At 51.8% G+C, this 17057-nt stretch carries 16 protein-coding genes; 6 read left to right on the top strand and 10 right to left on the bottom strand.

The features are described 5' to 3' along the window. Positions 1 to 65: 65 nt before the first annotated feature. The 4 genes from tsaD to tsaE are packed head-to-tail and all read right to left on the bottom strand — an operon-like array spanning position 66 to position 2964. The gene (gene tsaD / locus ACE3MQ_RS18020; RefSeq protein WP_379395163.1) at positions 66 to 1109 is read right to left on the bottom strand and encodes a tRNA (adenosine(37)-N6)-threonylcarbamoyltransferase complex transferase subunit TsaD; all 1044 of its coding nucleotides are present in this window, start codon (positions 1107 to 1109) and stop codon (positions 66 to 68) included. 35 nt (positions 1110 to 1144) lie between these two features. Next, complete coding sequence (gene rimI / locus ACE3MQ_RS18015; RefSeq protein WP_379395161.1) at positions 1145 to 1624, bottom strand: ribosomal protein S18-alanine N-acetyltransferase; 480 nt, start codon at positions 1622 to 1624, stop codon at positions 1145 to 1147. A 21-nt stretch (positions 1625 to 1645) separates the two neighbouring features. After that, complete coding sequence (gene tsaB / locus ACE3MQ_RS18010) at positions 1646 to 2473, bottom strand: tRNA (adenosine(37)-N6)-threonylcarbamoyltransferase complex dimerization subunit type 1 TsaB (RefSeq protein ID WP_379395159.1); 828 nt, start codon at positions 2471 to 2473, stop codon at positions 1646 to 1648. Further along, positions 2470 to 2964, bottom strand: a complete 495-nt coding sequence (gene tsaE, locus ACE3MQ_RS18005; protein ID WP_379395157.1) for a tRNA (adenosine(37)-N6)-threonylcarbamoyltransferase complex ATPase subunit type 1 TsaE — start codon at positions 2962 to 2964, stop codon at positions 2470 to 2472. Before tsaE ends, tsaB begins: the two co-directional genes overlap by 4 nt. A 256-nt stretch (positions 2965 to 3220) precedes the next feature. On the opposite strand from tsaE, the gene ku reads away from it, so the two are divergent. Then, positions 3221 to 4144 (top strand): non-homologous end joining protein Ku, encoded by a 924-nt coding sequence (ku, locus tag ACE3MQ_RS18000; protein ID WP_379395155.1) that lies wholly within the window; start codon positions 3221 to 3223, stop codon positions 4142 to 4144. Between the two features lie 28 nt (positions 4145 to 4172). On the opposite strand, the gene ACE3MQ_RS17995 is transcribed toward ku, so the two are convergent. Then, the gene (locus ACE3MQ_RS17995; RefSeq protein ID WP_379395153.1) at positions 4173 to 5120 is read right to left on the bottom strand and encodes an ATP-dependent DNA ligase; all 948 of its coding nucleotides are present in this window, start codon (positions 5118 to 5120) and stop codon (positions 4173 to 4175) included. Positions 5121 to 5342: 222 nt separating this feature from the next. Between ACE3MQ_RS17995 and ligD the strand changes: the two genes are divergently transcribed. Continuing rightward, entirely contained in the window at positions 5343 to 6227 is an 885-nt protein-coding gene (ligD, locus tag ACE3MQ_RS17990) for a non-homologous end-joining DNA ligase (protein ID WP_379395151.1), read from the top strand. 38 nt (positions 6228 to 6265) lie between these two features. On the opposite strand, the gene cls is transcribed toward ligD, so the two are convergent. Then, positions 6266 to 7699 carry a cardiolipin synthase gene (gene cls / locus ACE3MQ_RS17985; protein ID WP_379395149.1) on the bottom strand — a complete coding sequence of 478 codons (1434 nt, stop codon included), beginning with the start codon at positions 7697 to 7699 and terminating at the stop codon, positions 6266 to 6268. A 175-nt stretch (positions 7700 to 7874) separates the two neighbouring features. On the opposite strand from cls, the gene ACE3MQ_RS17980 reads away from it, so the two are divergent. Then, complete coding sequence (locus ACE3MQ_RS17980; RefSeq protein WP_379395147.1) at positions 7875 to 8843, top strand: M23 family metallopeptidase; 969 nt, start codon at positions 7875 to 7877, stop codon at positions 8841 to 8843. Positions 8844 to 8873: 30 nt separating this feature from the next. Continuing rightward, a complete protein-coding gene (locus ACE3MQ_RS17975) occupies positions 8874 to 9290 on the top strand; it encodes a bactofilin family protein (RefSeq protein WP_379395145.1) in 417 nt (138 codons plus the stop codon). A gap of 72 nt (positions 9291 to 9362) precedes the next feature. Here ACE3MQ_RS17975 and ACE3MQ_RS17970 read toward each other — a convergent pair whose 3' ends face one another. Together ACE3MQ_RS17970 and ACE3MQ_RS17965 are read right to left on the bottom strand one after the other, a co-directional pair. Beyond that, positions 9363 to 11540, bottom strand: a complete 2178-nt coding sequence (locus tag ACE3MQ_RS17970; protein WP_379395143.1) for a YhgE/Pip family protein — start codon at positions 11538 to 11540, stop codon at positions 9363 to 9365. Between the two features lie 76 nt (positions 11541 to 11616). Continuing rightward, positions 11617 to 12192 carry a TetR/AcrR family transcriptional regulator gene (locus ACE3MQ_RS17965; RefSeq protein WP_379395141.1) on the bottom strand — a complete coding sequence of 192 codons (576 nt, stop codon included), beginning with the start codon at positions 12190 to 12192 and terminating at the stop codon, positions 11617 to 11619. Between the two features lie 283 nt (positions 12193 to 12475). Here ACE3MQ_RS17965 and ACE3MQ_RS17960 point away from each other — a divergent pair, with 283 nt between their 5' ends. Beyond that, positions 12476 to 13618 carry an MGDG synthase family glycosyltransferase gene (locus tag ACE3MQ_RS17960; RefSeq protein WP_379395139.1) on the top strand — a complete coding sequence of 381 codons (1143 nt, stop codon included), beginning with the start codon at positions 12476 to 12478 and terminating at the stop codon, positions 13616 to 13618. Here ACE3MQ_RS17960 and ACE3MQ_RS17955 read toward each other — a convergent pair. Further along, a complete protein-coding gene (locus tag ACE3MQ_RS17955; protein ID WP_379395137.1) occupies positions 13609 to 14367 on the bottom strand; it encodes a cell wall hydrolase in 759 nt (252 codons plus the stop codon). The genes ACE3MQ_RS17960 and ACE3MQ_RS17955 overlap by 10 nt on opposite strands. 254 nt (positions 14368 to 14621) lie before the next feature. Then, a complete protein-coding gene (thpR, locus tag ACE3MQ_RS17950; RefSeq protein ID WP_379395135.1) occupies positions 14622 to 15191 on the bottom strand; it encodes an RNA 2',3'-cyclic phosphodiesterase in 570 nt (189 codons plus the stop codon). A 139-nt stretch (positions 15192 to 15330) separates the two neighbouring features. On the opposite strand from thpR, the gene ACE3MQ_RS17945 reads away from it, so the two are divergent. Then, on the top strand, positions 15331 to 17025 hold the full coding sequence (locus tag ACE3MQ_RS17945; protein WP_379395133.1) for a methyl-accepting chemotaxis protein: 1695 nt from the start codon (positions 15331 to 15333) through the stop codon (positions 17023 to 17025). Positions 17026 to 17057 lie beyond the last annotated feature (32 nt).

The following is a 17057-nucleotide window of genomic DNA, read 5'->3' as shown; positions in this document are numbered from 1 at the left end:
GCCTGATTTAATCTCTACCGAGATGAGTAGAGGACTAAGCCTAGCCTAGCCTAGCCCAGCCCTGCCTAGCCTTGCTTTGCACCCACTGACCAGGACTCCAGCGTTACGGACGGCTCTGCCTTGAGCTCCCAGCCGGAGAACTCGCCGCTCTTCCACTTTAAATAGGCAGCCGCCCCGATCATTGCGGCATTATCCGTGCAATACTTCAAAGGCGGAATAACAAGGTCGATCCGCTCCTTCCCGCACCGCTCGGCAAGTGCCGTGCGCAGCCCCCGATTCGCAGCGACTCCGCCGCAGAGCAAGAGCTGTACCGCACCCGTTGCGCGAACCGCACGAATCGCCTTCTCGACCAGCACCTCGATGACCGACTCCTGGAAGCCGCGGGCAATCGCCGGGCCATACCCTTCTTCTCCGCGCATCTTATGCTGATTGACCGCATTAAGCACAGCCGACTTCAACCCGCTGAAGCTGAAATCGTATGAATCCGGCTCCAGCCAGGCCCGCGGCAGAACCTCAACGGTATCCGACTCAAGAGCCAGCTTGTCGACATGCGGGCCGCCAGGGTAAGGGAAGCCTAGCGCTCTCGCCACCTTGTCATAAGCTTCGCCGACGGCATCGTCTCTCGTACGGCCTATGAGCTTGAAGCTCCCTTCGCGTTCCATCAGCACAAGCTCGGTATGCCCGCCCGATACGACAAGCGCGATCGACGGATACTGGATTTCCTGCACAAGCCGATTCGCATATATATGCCCTGCAATATGATGGGTGCCGATCAAAGGCTTATCCGTGGCAAAGGCCAGGCTTTTGGCGGCCATAATGCCGACCAGCAGCGCGCCGACAAGGCCGGGTCCTTCCGTTACGGCAACCGCTGACAGCTCCTCAAGCGAAATGCCCGCCTCCTGAATCGCCCCTTCCAGCATCAACGTGATGCTCTCGACATGCTTCCGGGAAGCGACCTCCGGTACGACTCCGCCAAACGCCTGGTGCGTTTCGATCTGGCTCGCAATTAAATTCGACAGTACTTCAGTTCCATTTTTTACGACAGCGACCGATGTTTCATCACAGCTTGTCTCGACCGCCAATATATAACAATCCTGGTTCAAATCCAATCTTCTTCGCTTCCTTCCTCTTCACCTGCTTGTGGCTACCGCTCGGGAAGCTCGCACCACATAATGAGCGCGTCCTCCTGATTATCGGAGTAGTATCCCTTGCGGGTGCCTACAGAATGAAATCCAAGCTTCCTATACAAGGATTGGGCAGAGTGATTGCTGACGCGTACCTCCAGTGTCATTCGACGCATGCGGAGCTCGGAGGCCCAATCGATCATTTTACGAAACAGCAGCTCACCCAAATGATGGCCGCGATATGCCGTCCTTACAGCGATATTCGTAATATGCGCCTCGTCCAGCACCGTCCACATGCCTGCATATCCGATAGGGCTCCCCTCATATTCCATCACCAGATACTTCGCAAAATGATTCAATGTCATTTCACTGCGGAAAGCCTCCTCGCTCCAGGGCAAGGTGAAGGATTCATGCTCGATGACCATAATATCGGGTATATCCTCCAGCGTCATATGACGGAAAGTCACCTTACCCGTTTGTATCGATTTTGCGGACTCCATGTCCGAATCCCTCCCTGAATGCTAACGGAGCTTCTTGGCTTCCGCCTCTGCCAATTGGGTATAATTCGGCTCCAGCGTATGCACATCGTCATAAGCTCCGCGCAGGAATTGTTCTGATCCAATAAGCCCGAGCCATGCCCCTTCGAGCTCGTAGCCGCGAATATGCAGCGCTTCTCCTAATAAGGGGCGCAGCTCTTCAACCGCTGCCGCGTGGATCGCGATATCTCCGACGAACCATACGCCTGCCGGTCTTTGATCAGAAGGCAGCTCTTGAAGCCGTCCGGCAAGCTCATCCACCCAATCCGCCACCAGCCGGATCGCGTCCTCCTCACGGCGGCGCGGAATTTGCCCCGTTGCTGCGCTAAATAACGCCGTATAAGCTTGTCCGCGCCGGGCATCGACCAGCGGCACAATCCAGTGCTCAGCGGAGTAATCCGCAGCAGCCCCCGTCCTGTCGGCTGCCTCTGCGCAAGCAGAAGCAAATTGCTCTGCAGCTTGGCCTGTTCCTGCGGCATAACCGCCAAACCCGATCGCGGCCAGGCTCGATACCGCGGTCACAGGCAAGCGCAGCGACCAGGCTAGCGTCTTCGCTGTCGTTACGGCGATGCGAACCCCGGTATACGATCCGGGGCCGACGCCGACGGCAATGCCGTCCAGTTCTTTTTTATCCATGCCCGCTGCAGCCATGGCTTCCTCAATCGCTGCAACCAAATAGGCCGAATGGTTGCGCTCCGCTTTAATATTCCGTTCAGCCAGCAGCTTGCCTTTCTCCATCACGGCAACGGACAGAATCGAGGTCGACGTATCCAGCGCCAATAACCGCTGGCGCGGCTCTTTTATCTCATTCATTCAGGTGCAGCTCCATTCTCTCTCAAGGTCGTGATCCACTGTTCGTAAGGCTCTCCCCGGCCGTTCAAGAACATTTTTCGCTCCGAGCCCGCTCCGGCTTCTATATATATATGCAAAACCTGTTCTGGCAAAATGTCGGCAATAATGCTGGCCCATTCAACCAGCGTCACGCCATTGCCGTAGAAATATTCATCCAGTCCGAGGTCTTCCGCTTCCTCTAGGCTCAACCGATACACATCCATATGATAAAAGGGCAGTCTGCCCTCATATTCCTTAATTAACGTGAATGTCGGGCTATTCACCGTATCCTGTACTCCCAGATGCTTAGCAAATCTCTGAGAAAAGGCCGTTTTTCCCGCCCCTAAATCGCCATCCAGGGCAATGACCGTTCCCGGTACAGCCTGTGCGGCAAGAAACGCTGCAAGCGCCTCGGTTCCTTCCAAGTCCTTCGCCTCGTACACCCACTGCGCCGAAGCTTGATCAAATCCCACTACAATACGACCACCTTTACATTCACAAAATCGCAGCTTAAGCTTCATTGTACTAACGCCATTGCCGCGACCTGCTTAAATGCTCAAACGTATGTCCCCATTATATCGGTCTGCCGCATGAGCCGCAACAACTTCAGTCCAGGCACTCCCGGTTATGAGGAGCCAAATTGGACCATACTATGATAGAGATGATGCCATAATCATAACCCAAGCCATCTAAAATCAAGTATGGAACACGGAAAGGAGCAAGCCTCAAATGCATACCGTTTGGAAGGGTGCGATCAGCTTTGGACTCGTGCATGTCCCGGTTAAAATGTTCTCCGCTACGGAAGACAAAGACATTTCCATGAAATACATTCATACTGCCTGTGGTAGTCCGATTTCTTATGTAAGACGTTGTCCGACCTGTGACAAGGATACGACCTGGGAGGAAATTTCCCGAGGCTACGAGTATGAGAAAGGCAAATACGTCCTGTTTGAAAAAGAGGAGCTGGAGCAGCTGTCGTCCCAAACCGAAAAGACGATTACCATTTTGGATTTCGTGGATTTAACGGAGATCGATCCGATTTATTTTCAGAAAACATATTACCTCTCTCCTGACCAAGCAGGTTCGAACGCCTACCAGCTGCTGCTGGAAGCGATGCGCCAATCCGGCAAAATCGGCATCGCCAAGATCGCGATTCGTTCCAAGAGCAGCCTCGCGGCAATTCGGGTCATGGAGGGCTGCCTGGCCGTGGAGACGATTTTCTATCCCGATGAAATTCGGCCGATCTCCCAGGTGCCAAATCTGCCCGAGAACTTGAACGTCAACGATAAAGAGCTTACCATGGCCAAGCTGCTGATCGAACAGCTGTCCACGCCGTTTGAGCCCGGAAAATATAACGATGATTATCGTGAATCCCTGCTGCATCTCATTGAGCAGAAGATTGCCGGCGAAGAGATCAGCCTTGCTCCGGCCAAGCCTCAGAGCAATGTCATCGATCTCATGGCCGCCCTGCAGGCAAGCATTGAAGCCGTCAAGCCTGTCGTAACCGATCCCGGGCCCGCCAAACGGACGCGCAAACCGGCAGCTAAGAAGCAGGCCGCAGACGCCGATGCTGCGGAAGGTTCGGCGAAAGAGGATGCCGCCCCCAAACCGAAGAAGAGAGCGGCCAGCAAAGCGAAAAAGACTATCTCCTAGTCAGTCCTTCTCCGCTCCATTCCCCAAGCTACATGCTCTGCGTAACTGTACAGCTCTCCGGCGGTATGTCAGCCATCCCCTGCAATACCGGATGACGCATCGTTCCGCCGGGAGTCCACTCCATGAATTGCACCTTTACCGTGAGCAGCGGCTGAACCCAGACCGCTCCCTTGATCCGCTGAGGAACGTTGTGAAAGGTTCTATCCTTTACCGCCAATGCGGTGATTTGGTTCGCCAAGCTGCGCCAGGCTTCTTGATTCAACTTGCCGCTGCCCGTATGCCCGATATATACGAATTGTCCATGCTCGTCATACAAGCCGAGAAGCAGGGCATTCATAACGCCCTCCCGGTATGTCACGCCGCCGATCACCGCTTGTAAATCATAGCCGAGCTTGAGCTTTTGCCAGCGTCCGTCTTTGCCGCCGAGGGCATAAGTGCTGTCCAGCCGCTTGCTGACGACTCCTTCCCAGCCCCGCTCTTTCATGACGGCAAACAGCCGTTCTCCATCGCTGTAGCTGGGAACGAGTTGAATCTGCCCGCTTGGCACAACAATGTCTTGGAGGAGCTCCTGCCGCTCGGCGAGAGTTCGGTCGATTACCCAATTTCCGTTATAATACAGCACATCAAAAATCATATGGGTCGCCGGAATCTGTTTGACGGCAAAGCGAATTTCCTGCTCACGCCGCAGACTGTCCCGCCTCATCACCTCATGAAAGGAGGGCCTGCCTCCAGCCAGGGCGATCATCTCGCCATCGAGAATGACCGAATCCGCACGGCAATAGGAGGGAACATCCATGAATTCGGGATACTGCTTGCTCCGTTCATTGCCCTTGCGGTTAATAAGCCGTGTATCCTTCCCATTATAATAGGTGAGTATTCGCACCCCATCCCATTTTACCTGCGTAATCCAATCCGGCCCCACCGGAAGGGCTTCCGTCCGTATCGGCTCAAAGGGAGCCACCGGCTTCAACTCCATCCTCATTCCTCCCGCCTGCTCTTGTCCTGCCATAGAGCTTCTTTTCCCAAGTCTGCCCATGCTGTGATACTTCCATTCTATGAACGGGAGGCGGCTAGTAGTGGTGTTAAGTTTACCTAAAATGGGTAAGCCTAAAAGAAAAGCGACGATCGGATCGGTGCTTATCCGAAATGCCGTCAAAAGCTAGTTAGAAAAATCAATTTGATGACAAGGAGCATGTCCATGTCCAGAACGACGAAAGGCACGATCCTCGTAGATGGCGAGGAAATTACCATATCGAATCCCGATAAGCTGCTGTGGCCGGAGGCCGGAATTACGAAGAAGCTGTACCTGGAGAAGCTGGCCGAAATTTCCCCCTATCTGCTGCGTTACTGTCAAAACCGTCTGCTCACCACGATTCGTTATCCGGATGGCGTCGGGCGCAAATTTTTTTATCAGAAAAATGCGCCGGAGCCGCTGCCGGCATTTGTACGCACTTCTGTACACGAGGGTGTCGATTACGTCGTATTGGACAGCCTGCCGGTGCTGCTGTGGCTGGGCAATTTAGCGTGCGTCGAATTCCATCCTTCGCTGCACTATGTAAATGAGCAGCTGCCTTGCGAATGGATGATCGATCTGGATCCCTCGCAAGAAGAGGAGCCTCGCATTATGGAGGCCGCAGCCTACGTGGGAGATATTTTAAGCTCTCTGGGGCTTCAGTCCGTGCCGAAGACCTCCGGGGCAACCGGCGTGCAAATCATCGTACCGATTGAATACGGCGTTACGTTTGACGAGCTGCGGCGAATTGGGCACTTCGTAGCCCGTTATACCACCGAGAAGTATCCCGAGCTGTTTACCATCGAACGGCTAAAGAAGGATCGCGGCGACAAAATCTACTTCGACTATTTACAGCATTATGCTGGAAAAACGCTAGCCGCCCCCTATACGCCGCGAGCTCGCCCTGCTGCTAGCGTATCTACACCGCTAACCTGGGACGAGGTCCGCAGCAATCCTCTGCCCTCCGACTTCAATCTGCACAATATCGGGGAACGCCTCAAGCAGAAAGGGGATTTGCTCGCAAAGGTTCCGCCGCAATCCGTTCAGCTCATTTTGCAGCATCTCAAGTAACGCTGCATCCTAGCAGGAATCTGCTCCTACACTAGCCGTCAGAGCAGCGGCGAGAGCAGTCTGCACAGCAGCTCCAGCCCTTTCTGCAGCCTCGGGCGACGGGAAAATGTCTTCAACTCAATCTCCTTGCTCTCGCCGAGATCATTTACGAAATCCCGGCATAAATGCGAGATCGGGGCCTGATCAAACAGGATCGCCGTCATCTCGAAATTATAGAAGAAGCTTCGCATATCCATATTCGCCGTACCGACAGTAGCGAGCAAATCATCCACGATCATCACCTTGGCATGAATAAAGCCCTTCTGATATTGATAGAACTTCACTCCGGATTGAAGCAGCTCCTCTACATAAGAGAGTGATGCCAGCTTGACGATCCGGCCGTCCGAATGATATGGAATAATAATTTTTACCTCAACCCCGCTGACGGCAGCCGTCTTTATCGCATTGTATACGCTTGGATCGGGAATGAAATACGGCGAAGTAATCCATATGCGCCGTTTGGCGACGGCAATCGCGCCGAAGCACATTTCTTGAATCGCGTCCCAATGCTGGTCGGGGCCGCTGGTGAGGATCTGCACCTGTTCATGGCCCTGACAGTGATGCACGGGATACAGCTCAGGGGGATTGATCCGTTGTCCTGAGGCCAGACGCCAGTCACCCAGGAAGGCATTTTGCAAAAAATACACCGCATCACCGTGAATTTGCAAATGCGTATCGCGCCAATACCCCAGCTTCCCACTCAGCCCCAAATATTCATCCCCGACATTGAGCCCGCCGACAAAGCCCACCGTCCCGTCGACAACGAGTATTTTTCGATGATTTCGGTAGTTGACTCTCCGGTCAAGCGTGGCGATTAGCGGCGGCAGGAAAAAATGCACTTCTACGCCGTTATCCCGAAGTTCTTTTACAAATGTGTTTTTTAAATGATAACTGCCGAGCCCATCGCAAATCAGCCTGACCTTTACGCCTTCCCGCGCCTTCCGTATCATCACGTCCTGAAACCCATGTCCTATACCATCCGCGCGAAAAATGTAAGACTCCATATGGATATGATCCCGGGCTCGCTCCATCGCGGCCAGCATCGCGGCAAAAGTCCTCTCTCCGTCCGTCAGCACCTTCGTTTCGTTGCAGCCCGTAATAGGGCTCTCCGAAATATGCGTAAGCAGGCCGAATAGCCTTTCCTGATGACGATATTCCGGATTGGTCATTCCATCTATGCTGTCTATAACCGCAGCCTGCTGCCAAAGTCTAGCCCGAATCTCCTGAAATACCCTAGAGCCTCGGCGCCGCAGCTTACGCCGCTTCTTGTAGTCCTGAGCCACGAAGTAATACAGTATGAAGCCAATGACGGGGAAGAGGAACAGAATAAGCATCCAGGCAACCGCCTTGCTGGGATTACGAAATTCCAGAATAAGAATCGTAGCGATTTGAAAAACAAATGCAAGCAAAATAAAAACCAGCCACCACGCCATACACTTCACCATCCTCCACTCAGCATTGACCAGGACGTTCCCAATTTATTCATCGTTCGGCCACGTTCATTTACATCATTAGCTATATGAGACAAGATGACTTTTTTGACATGTTTTAAGAGACATGAGAATAGATAAAGTATAGAAGCTATTAAGTATACGGGAAGGAGATGCCATGAGAAGTGCTAGTTTATCCCATCGCATGACGCTGCTTGTTCTGCGGGAAGCGAATCAGCCTGTCAAGCAAATCCAGGTATCGAAACCGTTTGTGATTGCTGTGCCGATCGTCGCCCTGCTGTCCATTTCCAGCCTGATTGTCAGCCTGCAAATGCAGTCGGAGAATACCATTTCTCGTTTGGAGGACACGCTGAAGCTGCAAAACCTCAAGTTTGAGGCTGTCGTCACGGATAAGAATGCAGCGATCGAGCGGCTGCAAAGCCAAGTCATTACTCTATCCGGACAATCCAAAGAATTGATGGATCGCATGGAGCGGGTAAGCGAGCTTGAAGCCGAGCTGCAAAGTTTTATAGATAAATACGGAAGTCCTAGCAATTCCGGCAAGCTGTCCTCCCTATCCTGGGACGAATCCCTAGGCCGAGGCGGCGAGTTTATTGCCGTACATGATCAGGAAATTGAAAATTTGGCTCAGGAGACGAGCGACGATTTCCTGGAAATCAGCGCAATGCTGGATGAAATCGAGAAGAATGTGCCCACAACGCTGCAAAAGGCCAAGCAAACGCAGTATTCCATTTCAGGAACCCCTTCGGAATGGCCAACGCTGTCCACCCGCCTTACATCGAACTTCGGGTACAGAACCGACCCGTTTACGGGGAAGGCCGCTTTTCATGCCGGGATCGATATTTCCGGCAAGGTCGGAGACCCGGTTTACGCTGCGGCAGCCGGTAAAGTCATTACGGCCGAGAGCAATCGTTCCCGGGGCAAATACATTATCATTCAGCATCCGAATGGACTGCAAAGCTGGTATATGCATCTTAGCGAGATCCAGGTTGCCGAAGGAGATACCGTAAAAAAGGGGCAAGCTATTGCAAAATTAGGCAATACCGGCAGGAGCACAGGCCCCCATTTGCACTTTGAGATTGTCAAGGGGGACAAGAAGGTTAACCCGCTCCCCTATTTGCAATAATACATCCCATTCATGAACGGAGGATAAAATATGTTCAAGGATCAGAAAAAAACAAACGGATGGCAAGGCACATTGATTGGACAGGGGAGCGTTGCCGAAGGAAAGCTGGAGTGCGAAAAAAGCCTGCGGATCGAGGGTTCGTTTCATGGGGAAATTCAATGCGAGGGGCAGGTGATTATCGGGGAGACTGGAGAAGCCCGTTCGAATATCAAAGGTTCAGAAATCATCGTAGCCGGCAAAGTCATCGGGGACATCGCCTCGGAGGGGCGGCTGACAATTACAAGCAGCGGGCTCGTTGAAGGCAACGTGCAGGTAGCCAAGCTCATTATCATCGAAGGCGGCCTGCTGAACGGCACCAGCAAGATGGAGCAGCAAGCAACCGTACTGATCCCGGCGGCAGGCCCCAAGAAAAAGTCCAAAAAAGCAGCACAGCCCGAAGCAGGGTAAATCCCTCGCTTTGGGCTGTCTTTTCATCTGAAAAAGGATGAGATTGTATTTTTAATTGCTGCCCAGTCCAGCTTAAGCCTCGACGGGTGTAATGCTTGAAGCATGCCGATGCTCGCGGCGCAGGAAGTACAGCATGGTTATAGCCAGGAACACGAGGCCAAAGCCGGCCAGTATGCCGATGTTCTGCCAAGCCACCCCGATTTCCCCGCTGGAAATGACGGCTTTATAGCCAAGAACGCTGTAAGTCATCGGCAGCAGTGGATTGAGAACCTTCATCCAATCTGGAATAAGCTCTAATGGGAATGTGCCGGCGCTCGTCGTCAGCTGGAAGATCAGTATGAGGATAGCCAGGAATCGTCCCGGATTATCCAGCCAGGTGACTAGAGCCTGAATTATGAACATGAAGCATAAGCTGGTTACAAAAGTAAAGAGATAGAACATCGGTACGCTTTGCACCTCAAGCTTAAGCACGTATAGCACGAGTGCGACTGACAGAATCGCTTGGATCACGCTCATGCCCGTAAAGGCGAGGGTCCGGCTCACAAATCGATTCCACCCGGTAGCCTCGGCTACGGATGAGCCTCTGATCGGCACAACGAGCGTAGAGATCAATGCTCCGACAAACAGACCGAGAGACAAGAAATAAGGAGAAAAGCCTGTACCGTAGTTCGGAACCTCGTTTAATTTATGCTCCTCGATTTCGATCGGCTGCGCGTACATATTGACCAGTTCATCGCTTTTCTTCACATTGGAGGTTTGTTCCGCAGCTTCATTCAGCTTGCTCGCCAGCTCCTCGGAGCCCGTAGCCAGTTTATCCATGCCGTTCTTAAGCTCGCCAGCCCCATTGTTCAACTGCTTGGAGCCGCTGGCGATCGTACTGACGCCGCCGGACAATTGGCCGACGCCGCCTTGCAGCTTCTCGGCGCCTCCGCTAAGCTGCTCTGCACCGCTGGCCAAGCTTTGCCCGCCAGTCGCTGCTTCCGACAGCTTCGCGCCGAATTGCTTCAGCCCGCTCGACAGCTCCTCTTGTCCGCTGGTCAGCTGGCTTGCGCCCTCGGCGAGCTGCTGCTGGCCTTGCACCAGCTGCTCGCTGCCCTGCAATAGCTGTCCCTGGGCTCCGTGCAATTCACGCGCCCCCTGGAGCAGCTCTTGCTGGCCTGCGGCAACCTGCTCGCTGCCTTCAGCCACAGCTTTACTTGCCGCAAGAAGCTTCTGCACCTCCGGATTAGCAGCTAGATCGGAGCTCGCCTTCGTAAGCTGCTCCAGGCCTTGAGCTACGCCTTTGGCCCCTTCGGCCACTTGGCCGCTGCCCTGGAGCGAGGCTTCGAGCCCCGTTTGCAGCTTCGCGCTGCCTTGCTCAGCAGCGGCCAGACCCGCCTGCAGCTTCTCGGCACCTTGCAGAGAAGCCTGCAGACCCGTATGGAGCTGCAATCCGCCTTCATGGGCCTTGGCGGCGCCAGCCTCCAGCTGCTGCTGTGCGGCAGTCAACTGGCTCAGGCCGCTGGCCAGGCTGGAGGCTCCGCCCTTAAGCTCTTTGGCTCCTTGGCTGAGAGTTACGGCTCCTTCCTCCAACGGTGCCACGCCGTTTTGCAGCTTATTCGTGCCTTCAACAAGCTTGGCCAGGTTTTCCTTCAGCTTCAGTGCGCCTTCATCCAGCTGTACAGCACCGTCATTGATCGTGCTTGCTCCAGAGCCGGCATCGCTTAAGCCACCTGAAATTTTCTCAACCTGGTCGAATAGCGTTTCCGTATAAGCTTCAGTCACTTGAGCTGATACCTTTGCTTTAATTTCCTTCACGGCGGTTCCGCCGATTTGCGAAGCCAGGAAATTGTAGCCTTCATTCGGCTCGAAAACGAGTTTCGCCGGCTGCGGATGCTCATCCATCAAGGTCGTTGCCTTGGACGAAAAATCCTCCGGAATAACGATCGTCATATAATATTCGTCATTCTTCATCCCTTTGTCCGCTTCTTCGCGGGTAACGAATCTCCAGGAGAAGTCATCATTTTTCTTCAGCTCGGCAACTAAATCCTGACCGACCTGCAATGATTTCCCCTCATATTCGGCACCGTTATCCTGATTGACTACAGCAACGGGAAGCTCGTTCATTTTACCGTAGGGATCCCAGAAAGCCGTCAGGAACATTCCGCTGTACAGAACAGGTATGAACAGGACGACCAGTATTGGGATGATCACTTTTGGTTTTTTGAAAGAAGCTCCCAAATCCTTAAAAAACACCGACATTGATTTCATTTAGCTTCTCTCCTTTAAATATCTATATCTATTCTATATATCTATTATTGTCTATCCGCTTTCTGTTTCTCTAAACTCATTCCGGGGATAAGCCCCCCGATAGAAAAATCCGCACGAATTCCTTGATCTGCTCTTTGCTTAGCGGCTCCTCACGCTTATTCCATTCTGAGGTGAGGGCAATGTACAGCTTGAACATCACGAAGGAGACTACTTTCGGATCCAGCGAGCGAATTTCTCCGCGCTGAGCGGCGAGCGTAATTTTACTCTCCAGGTAGCTGAGAATCTCATCCTCGATCCGCTGCAAGCCTTCACGGGCCTGCGGTGTCCCGAAATCACGCACCTCCTGGAACAGCTTAATCAGCAGCTCATGCTCGCGCCTGAATTCCAGAAGCAAATCCATGGAATGGTAAACATTCTCAAAGAAGGATTTATCCTCACGAACCTCCGTCTCGGTGATCCTTTTCATATCCAATATGACGGAGCGAAGGATTTCATCAAAGAGCTCTTCCTTATTCGTAAAAAAAGTATAGATCGTTCCTTTCGCCACATTCGCAATTTTGGCTACCTGATCCATCGTCGTCGCCTTATACCCGAACAGGGCGAAGGATTTCTCTGCCGCCTCGATCACCTGCTGCCTGCGGTCTACTGCCATGATCATCACCTCCTTTTCATCAATACAGATTAGAAAATGACTAAAAGTACGTTTTGGTCATTTGGTCATTTTTCACTTTATCACTTCGATTCTTTCTTTGCAAGTTTTTTTATTTCATTCATTTTATCCCCGACTTAAGTCCAGCTTTCGACCAGTCTGCAGGCTCTTTTGTTTCATATCGCAACCTTATAAACTAGAACCAGGTATTAAAAACATTGTGATTATAAGGACACAGCAAAACCGCCCCGAACGGGACGGATCTAATCTTAAAGCAGGTGATATCATGTCCAAAAAACGAGTGCTGATTTTATCGGAGGGTTTCGGCAATGGCCATACTCAGGCCGGTCATGCGTTGGCCGCCGGGATAAAGAAGCTATATCCCGATACAAAGACGAAAGTCATGGAGCTGGGTTCATTCCTTAATCCGATAATCGCCCCGTGGATTTTGTCTGCTTATCGGGTAACCGTCAATACTAGCCCTGCACTGGTAGGAATGCTCTATCGCAAAAAATACGAAAAGCCAGTCGGTCGATTAACCCGACTAGCTCTCCATAAAATGTTCTATCAGCATGCCTCGCAAGTGATTGGGCAGCTGAAGCCCGATGTTATTATTTGCACGCATCCGATTCCCAATGCCGTTATCGCTAGGCTCAAAGCATCCGGCCTTCGCGTACCTCTATTTACGCTGATCACGGACTACGATGCGCATGGCTCCTGGATCAGTCCCGAGGTGGATCAATATCTGGTCTCCACGCCGGAGGTCAAAGAACTGCTCCTGCAGCGCGGAGTCTGTCCGGACGCCGTTCGCGTTACCGGAATACCGGTTCACCCCAATTTCTGGAGCATCCAGGATAAGGCTTCGGCGAGAAGCGAGCTTGGCATTAAACAAATGCCTACTGTACTCGTCATGGGTGGCGGTTGGGGGCTGCTGTTCAAGGAAGAGCTTATCGACAAGCTCGTCGCCTGGCGCAACAGGGTGCAGATCGTTTACTGCACCGGCAGCAACGAGAAGCTGGCTGAGAAGCTGCGCGCTTGCCCGGCAATGCAGCATGAGAACATCACCGTTATCGGCCATACTCAAGAGGTCAGCAAATGGATGGACGCCTCCGATATCTTGATCACCAAGCCCGGCGGCATGACATGCACCGAGGGTCTGGCCAAGGGCATACCTATGCTGTTCTTTGAATCGATTCCCGGGCAGGAAGAGAAGAACCGCGAATATTTCGTCAGCCATGGATTCGGTATGGAATTATCCTCACCAGAGCTTATCGATCAATGGTTCCATTCGATTACCGAGCCGTCGCAGAGCACTCTGATTTACGACAAGGTAAGCCCGCTTTATCAACCGGATTGCTGCGCCAAAGACGTAATCAGCCTGCTGCGCAAGCCTTCCGTTCAGGCCAAGCTGGAATATGCTTATTTATAGAAGGTATGATTCCCGATTTCCTTCGACTTACTCTTCGTATGAGCAATCGTAAAATCGGTGGCTAAAGATAGCGACAGGAAATAATAAGTGTCATCGGATACTTCCTTGCGCCCATGCAAAGCTTCCGTTACAGCACGAATAGAATCCTCGTTCGGAGTAACCCGATCCATTCTTCCGTTCTGAACAGGACTAAATTGAGATTTCTGATAAATAACTTTCTTAATCGTGTCGGGGTAATTGGCGGACCGTAGCCGGTTTAAGACAACGTTGGCAACAGCCACTTTGCCTTCGTACGGTTCACCTTCTGCTTCTGCCATCACAATTTTGTGGAGGAGATGCAGCTCTTCATCCGTCAAAGCGTAGTTCCAGGTAGCCTGATCCTTGTCTGCCTGGCTAAGTAGTTTTGTACGGGTGAAGTATATTTGGTTGGGGGGATGAGACATGTCTACTGCTTCTAACGCTTCTGCAGCCGCCTCAGCCTTTAACGCTTTCTCCTGCAGCAGGGCTTGCTCCGCTGCAATCAGATTGCGTGTGAAAAAGAGCTGATAACGCTGGTTCTTCTTAGATTCGTCTTGCTTCTTCATCGGCAGTCTGGAAATCAAAGGAACAACGGGTCGATAAATACGCCTCTCCTGAGCCAGGGACGCGCTTATATTCACGGCAGAATGATTACGATCCTGCTGATTTATTACGGTCATACTATTTGACGAAAGCTGTATTGAACGAACATGATTTGGACTATTATCCATACGACCCCATAATAATGAAATCGACCCTGAACAAATTAGAATAGCACTAATTAAAAGCGTGACGTAACGATTCTGTCTGAAAATATACATATGGCCTCCTACAATTACAAATATCTCTGAAATGACTCTTTCAACTATGTAACCGAAAAAAGAGGTTTTGAATACCTTCTCTCTAAAAATTTCGACATAAAGAGCCTTCCGAAAGGGAAGGCTCTCCTTATAAAGATTCAACAAATAACGGAGAAACTGGGGATTCATTTCTGCATAGATACAATCCCTACTACCTCATACATCGGACTTACGGTTACCCTAGTACGATACAACAAAATGGTGTCATTTGTCCAATCTCCAAAGGAAATTCCTTTATTTAACAGCGGCTCCCGCAGTTTTTCATTCTCCGCGAATTTACGGGCTAGCGTAATATGGGGAGCATACGGACGCTCCTCGGGAACGTATCCCAATTCAGCATTCGCGGCGGTGATCCGACTCTGAAGACGGTGCAGAGCCCCCAGCTCTCCTTGAACGCCGCTCCATAACACGCGGGGCTGCAAGGGGCGTCCAAAGACTCCGATCCCGGCTGCTTCGAGCCGAAAGGGCGCGACTCCGGACGCAGCCTTTCGAAGGGATTCCAGGATGGGCTGTACCTGAGCGGACGAAGTATCGCCAAGAAACTGCACGGTGATGTGATAGTCCGCAGGATGCACCCATTTCCGAAACTTCAAGTCATTTTGATGCCCAAGACACCAGTCGTGCAGCCGATCCTGAACAGAGCTCGGCAGAGGAATAGCGACAAACAGGCGCCACTTTTCTTCTTGATTTGACATTGCTTGCCCCTCCTTGTGAATTTATTCTCAATATTTTGACACATTTGGAGGCTCGTCGTTATTATTCAGCAAACATTTCAGATTTATAATAAATATATATATCAATAATACAATTTAATGATAGGAGAACTACAACAGCATGGGATTAGCTCGAAAAATTACTTTATCGATCATCAGCCTGCTTCTTGTTATCGGGGCTGTAATCGGCGTATTTAGCTATCAAACCGCCTACCGTCAAATCCAAAAGTCAGTTGGAATCGAGGTGCTGGGCTGCGCCAATATTACTACAGGCCTAGTGGATCCCCGAATGATCGAACAGCTGCTGCGAGGCGATCTGTCCGTTCTGCCCCTCGTCGAAGAGCAGTTGAACTGGACTGTAGATCACAAATCCTTGTTCAAGGAGGCCTTCATTCTGTCCCTGGACGGCAAAATATTGGCCGCTGACAAATACCTACAGGAACGCGGTTACTCCGCTGGAGATTCCTTTTACTTAGCGAAGATGGATCAGGATATGATCAGAGACATGAAGCATTCCGTCTACAGTGACGTATATACATACGACGGCGTAGAATTATTGTCAGGCTATGCGCCGATTTACCTGAATCATGATCCTGCCGGGCCTATCGTGGGACTGATGACTATTAACTTTGACGCTTCCATCATTCACGAGCGCACCTGGGAAATTATCACGCTGCCTTTTGCGATTGGCGCCGCCGTCTTTCTACTGGGAGCTGTCTGCGTCTATTTCTTTATCCACCGGATAATGCGGCCGATCGAGCAGCTTTCTATGCAAGTGAACAAAGTGGCGTCCGGAGATTTGAGTGTACAGCCGCCTGTCATCCGGAGCCAGGATGAAGTAGCGCAGCTTGCCCGCGATTTCGGGAACATGACTCAAAGCTTGAGACAGCTTATTGCCGAGGTCAATGAAACATCGATGCATGTCGCCGCTTCATCCCAGCAGCTGTCCGCCAGTGCCGATCAGACAGGCAAAGCGAGCGAGCAGGCTGCTGATATCACAGAAAAGCTGACAGAAGGCACTGAACAGCAGCTGCAAAGCTTGGCGGACAGCTCGGCCGTGATCAAGAATATGTCAGCAGCCATTACTGAAATTAGCCGCCGAGCGGAGGCTGTCGCGCTGTCGGCCCAGCAATCCTCCGAGGCTTCCCAGCAAGGCCGTCAATCGGTTCAGCTGAGCATGGGGCAGATGAAAGTGATGGAGCAAAAAATACAGCATCTCTCCACCATCATTCAAGAGCTGGGCAGCCATTCCAAAGAAATTCAAAGCATCCTCGATATGATGACCGAAATTTCTACGGAAACGAATCTGCTTGCCCTCAATGCTGCAATTGAAGCGGCTCGTGCGGGTGAACAAGGGCGAGGCTTCGCCGTTGTCGCCGCCTCGATTCGCAAATTGGCAGAGCGCTCCGTGGAATCAGCGAACCAAATAACAGGCTTAATTACTCATATTGTCCGTCAAATGGAGCTTAGCGGTATATCCATGGATGAAGCCTTGGAAGAAATGCTTCATAGCAATGAGCTTGTACGCATGGCGGGTCAGTCGTTTACGGAAATCGAATCTTCCGCCGCGTACACCGCAGAAGCCATCGAGGGCGTCGCTCTGAACGTAAAGGAGCTCTCTGACCGTTCTGTGCATTTAGTAGGGTCAATAGACGATATCGTCGCGGTCGCCAATCATAATGTGGAGCGGGCTCAGACGATGTCCGCTGCATCCGAGGAACAACTGGCCGCCATGGAGGAGGTCGGAGCCTCTGCGAGCTTCCTGTCCAGTCTATCGGAAAAGCTGCATACCATGATTGAGCGTTTCAAAATATAATCTCTGCACACCATAAGATGACCTCTGAAAAG

Origin of the sequence: Paenibacillus lentus (assembly GCF_042714055.1) — a bacterium.
GTDB classification, from domain to species: Bacteria; Bacillota; Bacilli; order Paenibacillales; family Paenibacillaceae; genus Fontibacillus; species Fontibacillus lentus_A.
Note: the sequence above shows the minus strand (reverse complement) of the source record. Positions and strands in the feature narration are given on the sequence as shown.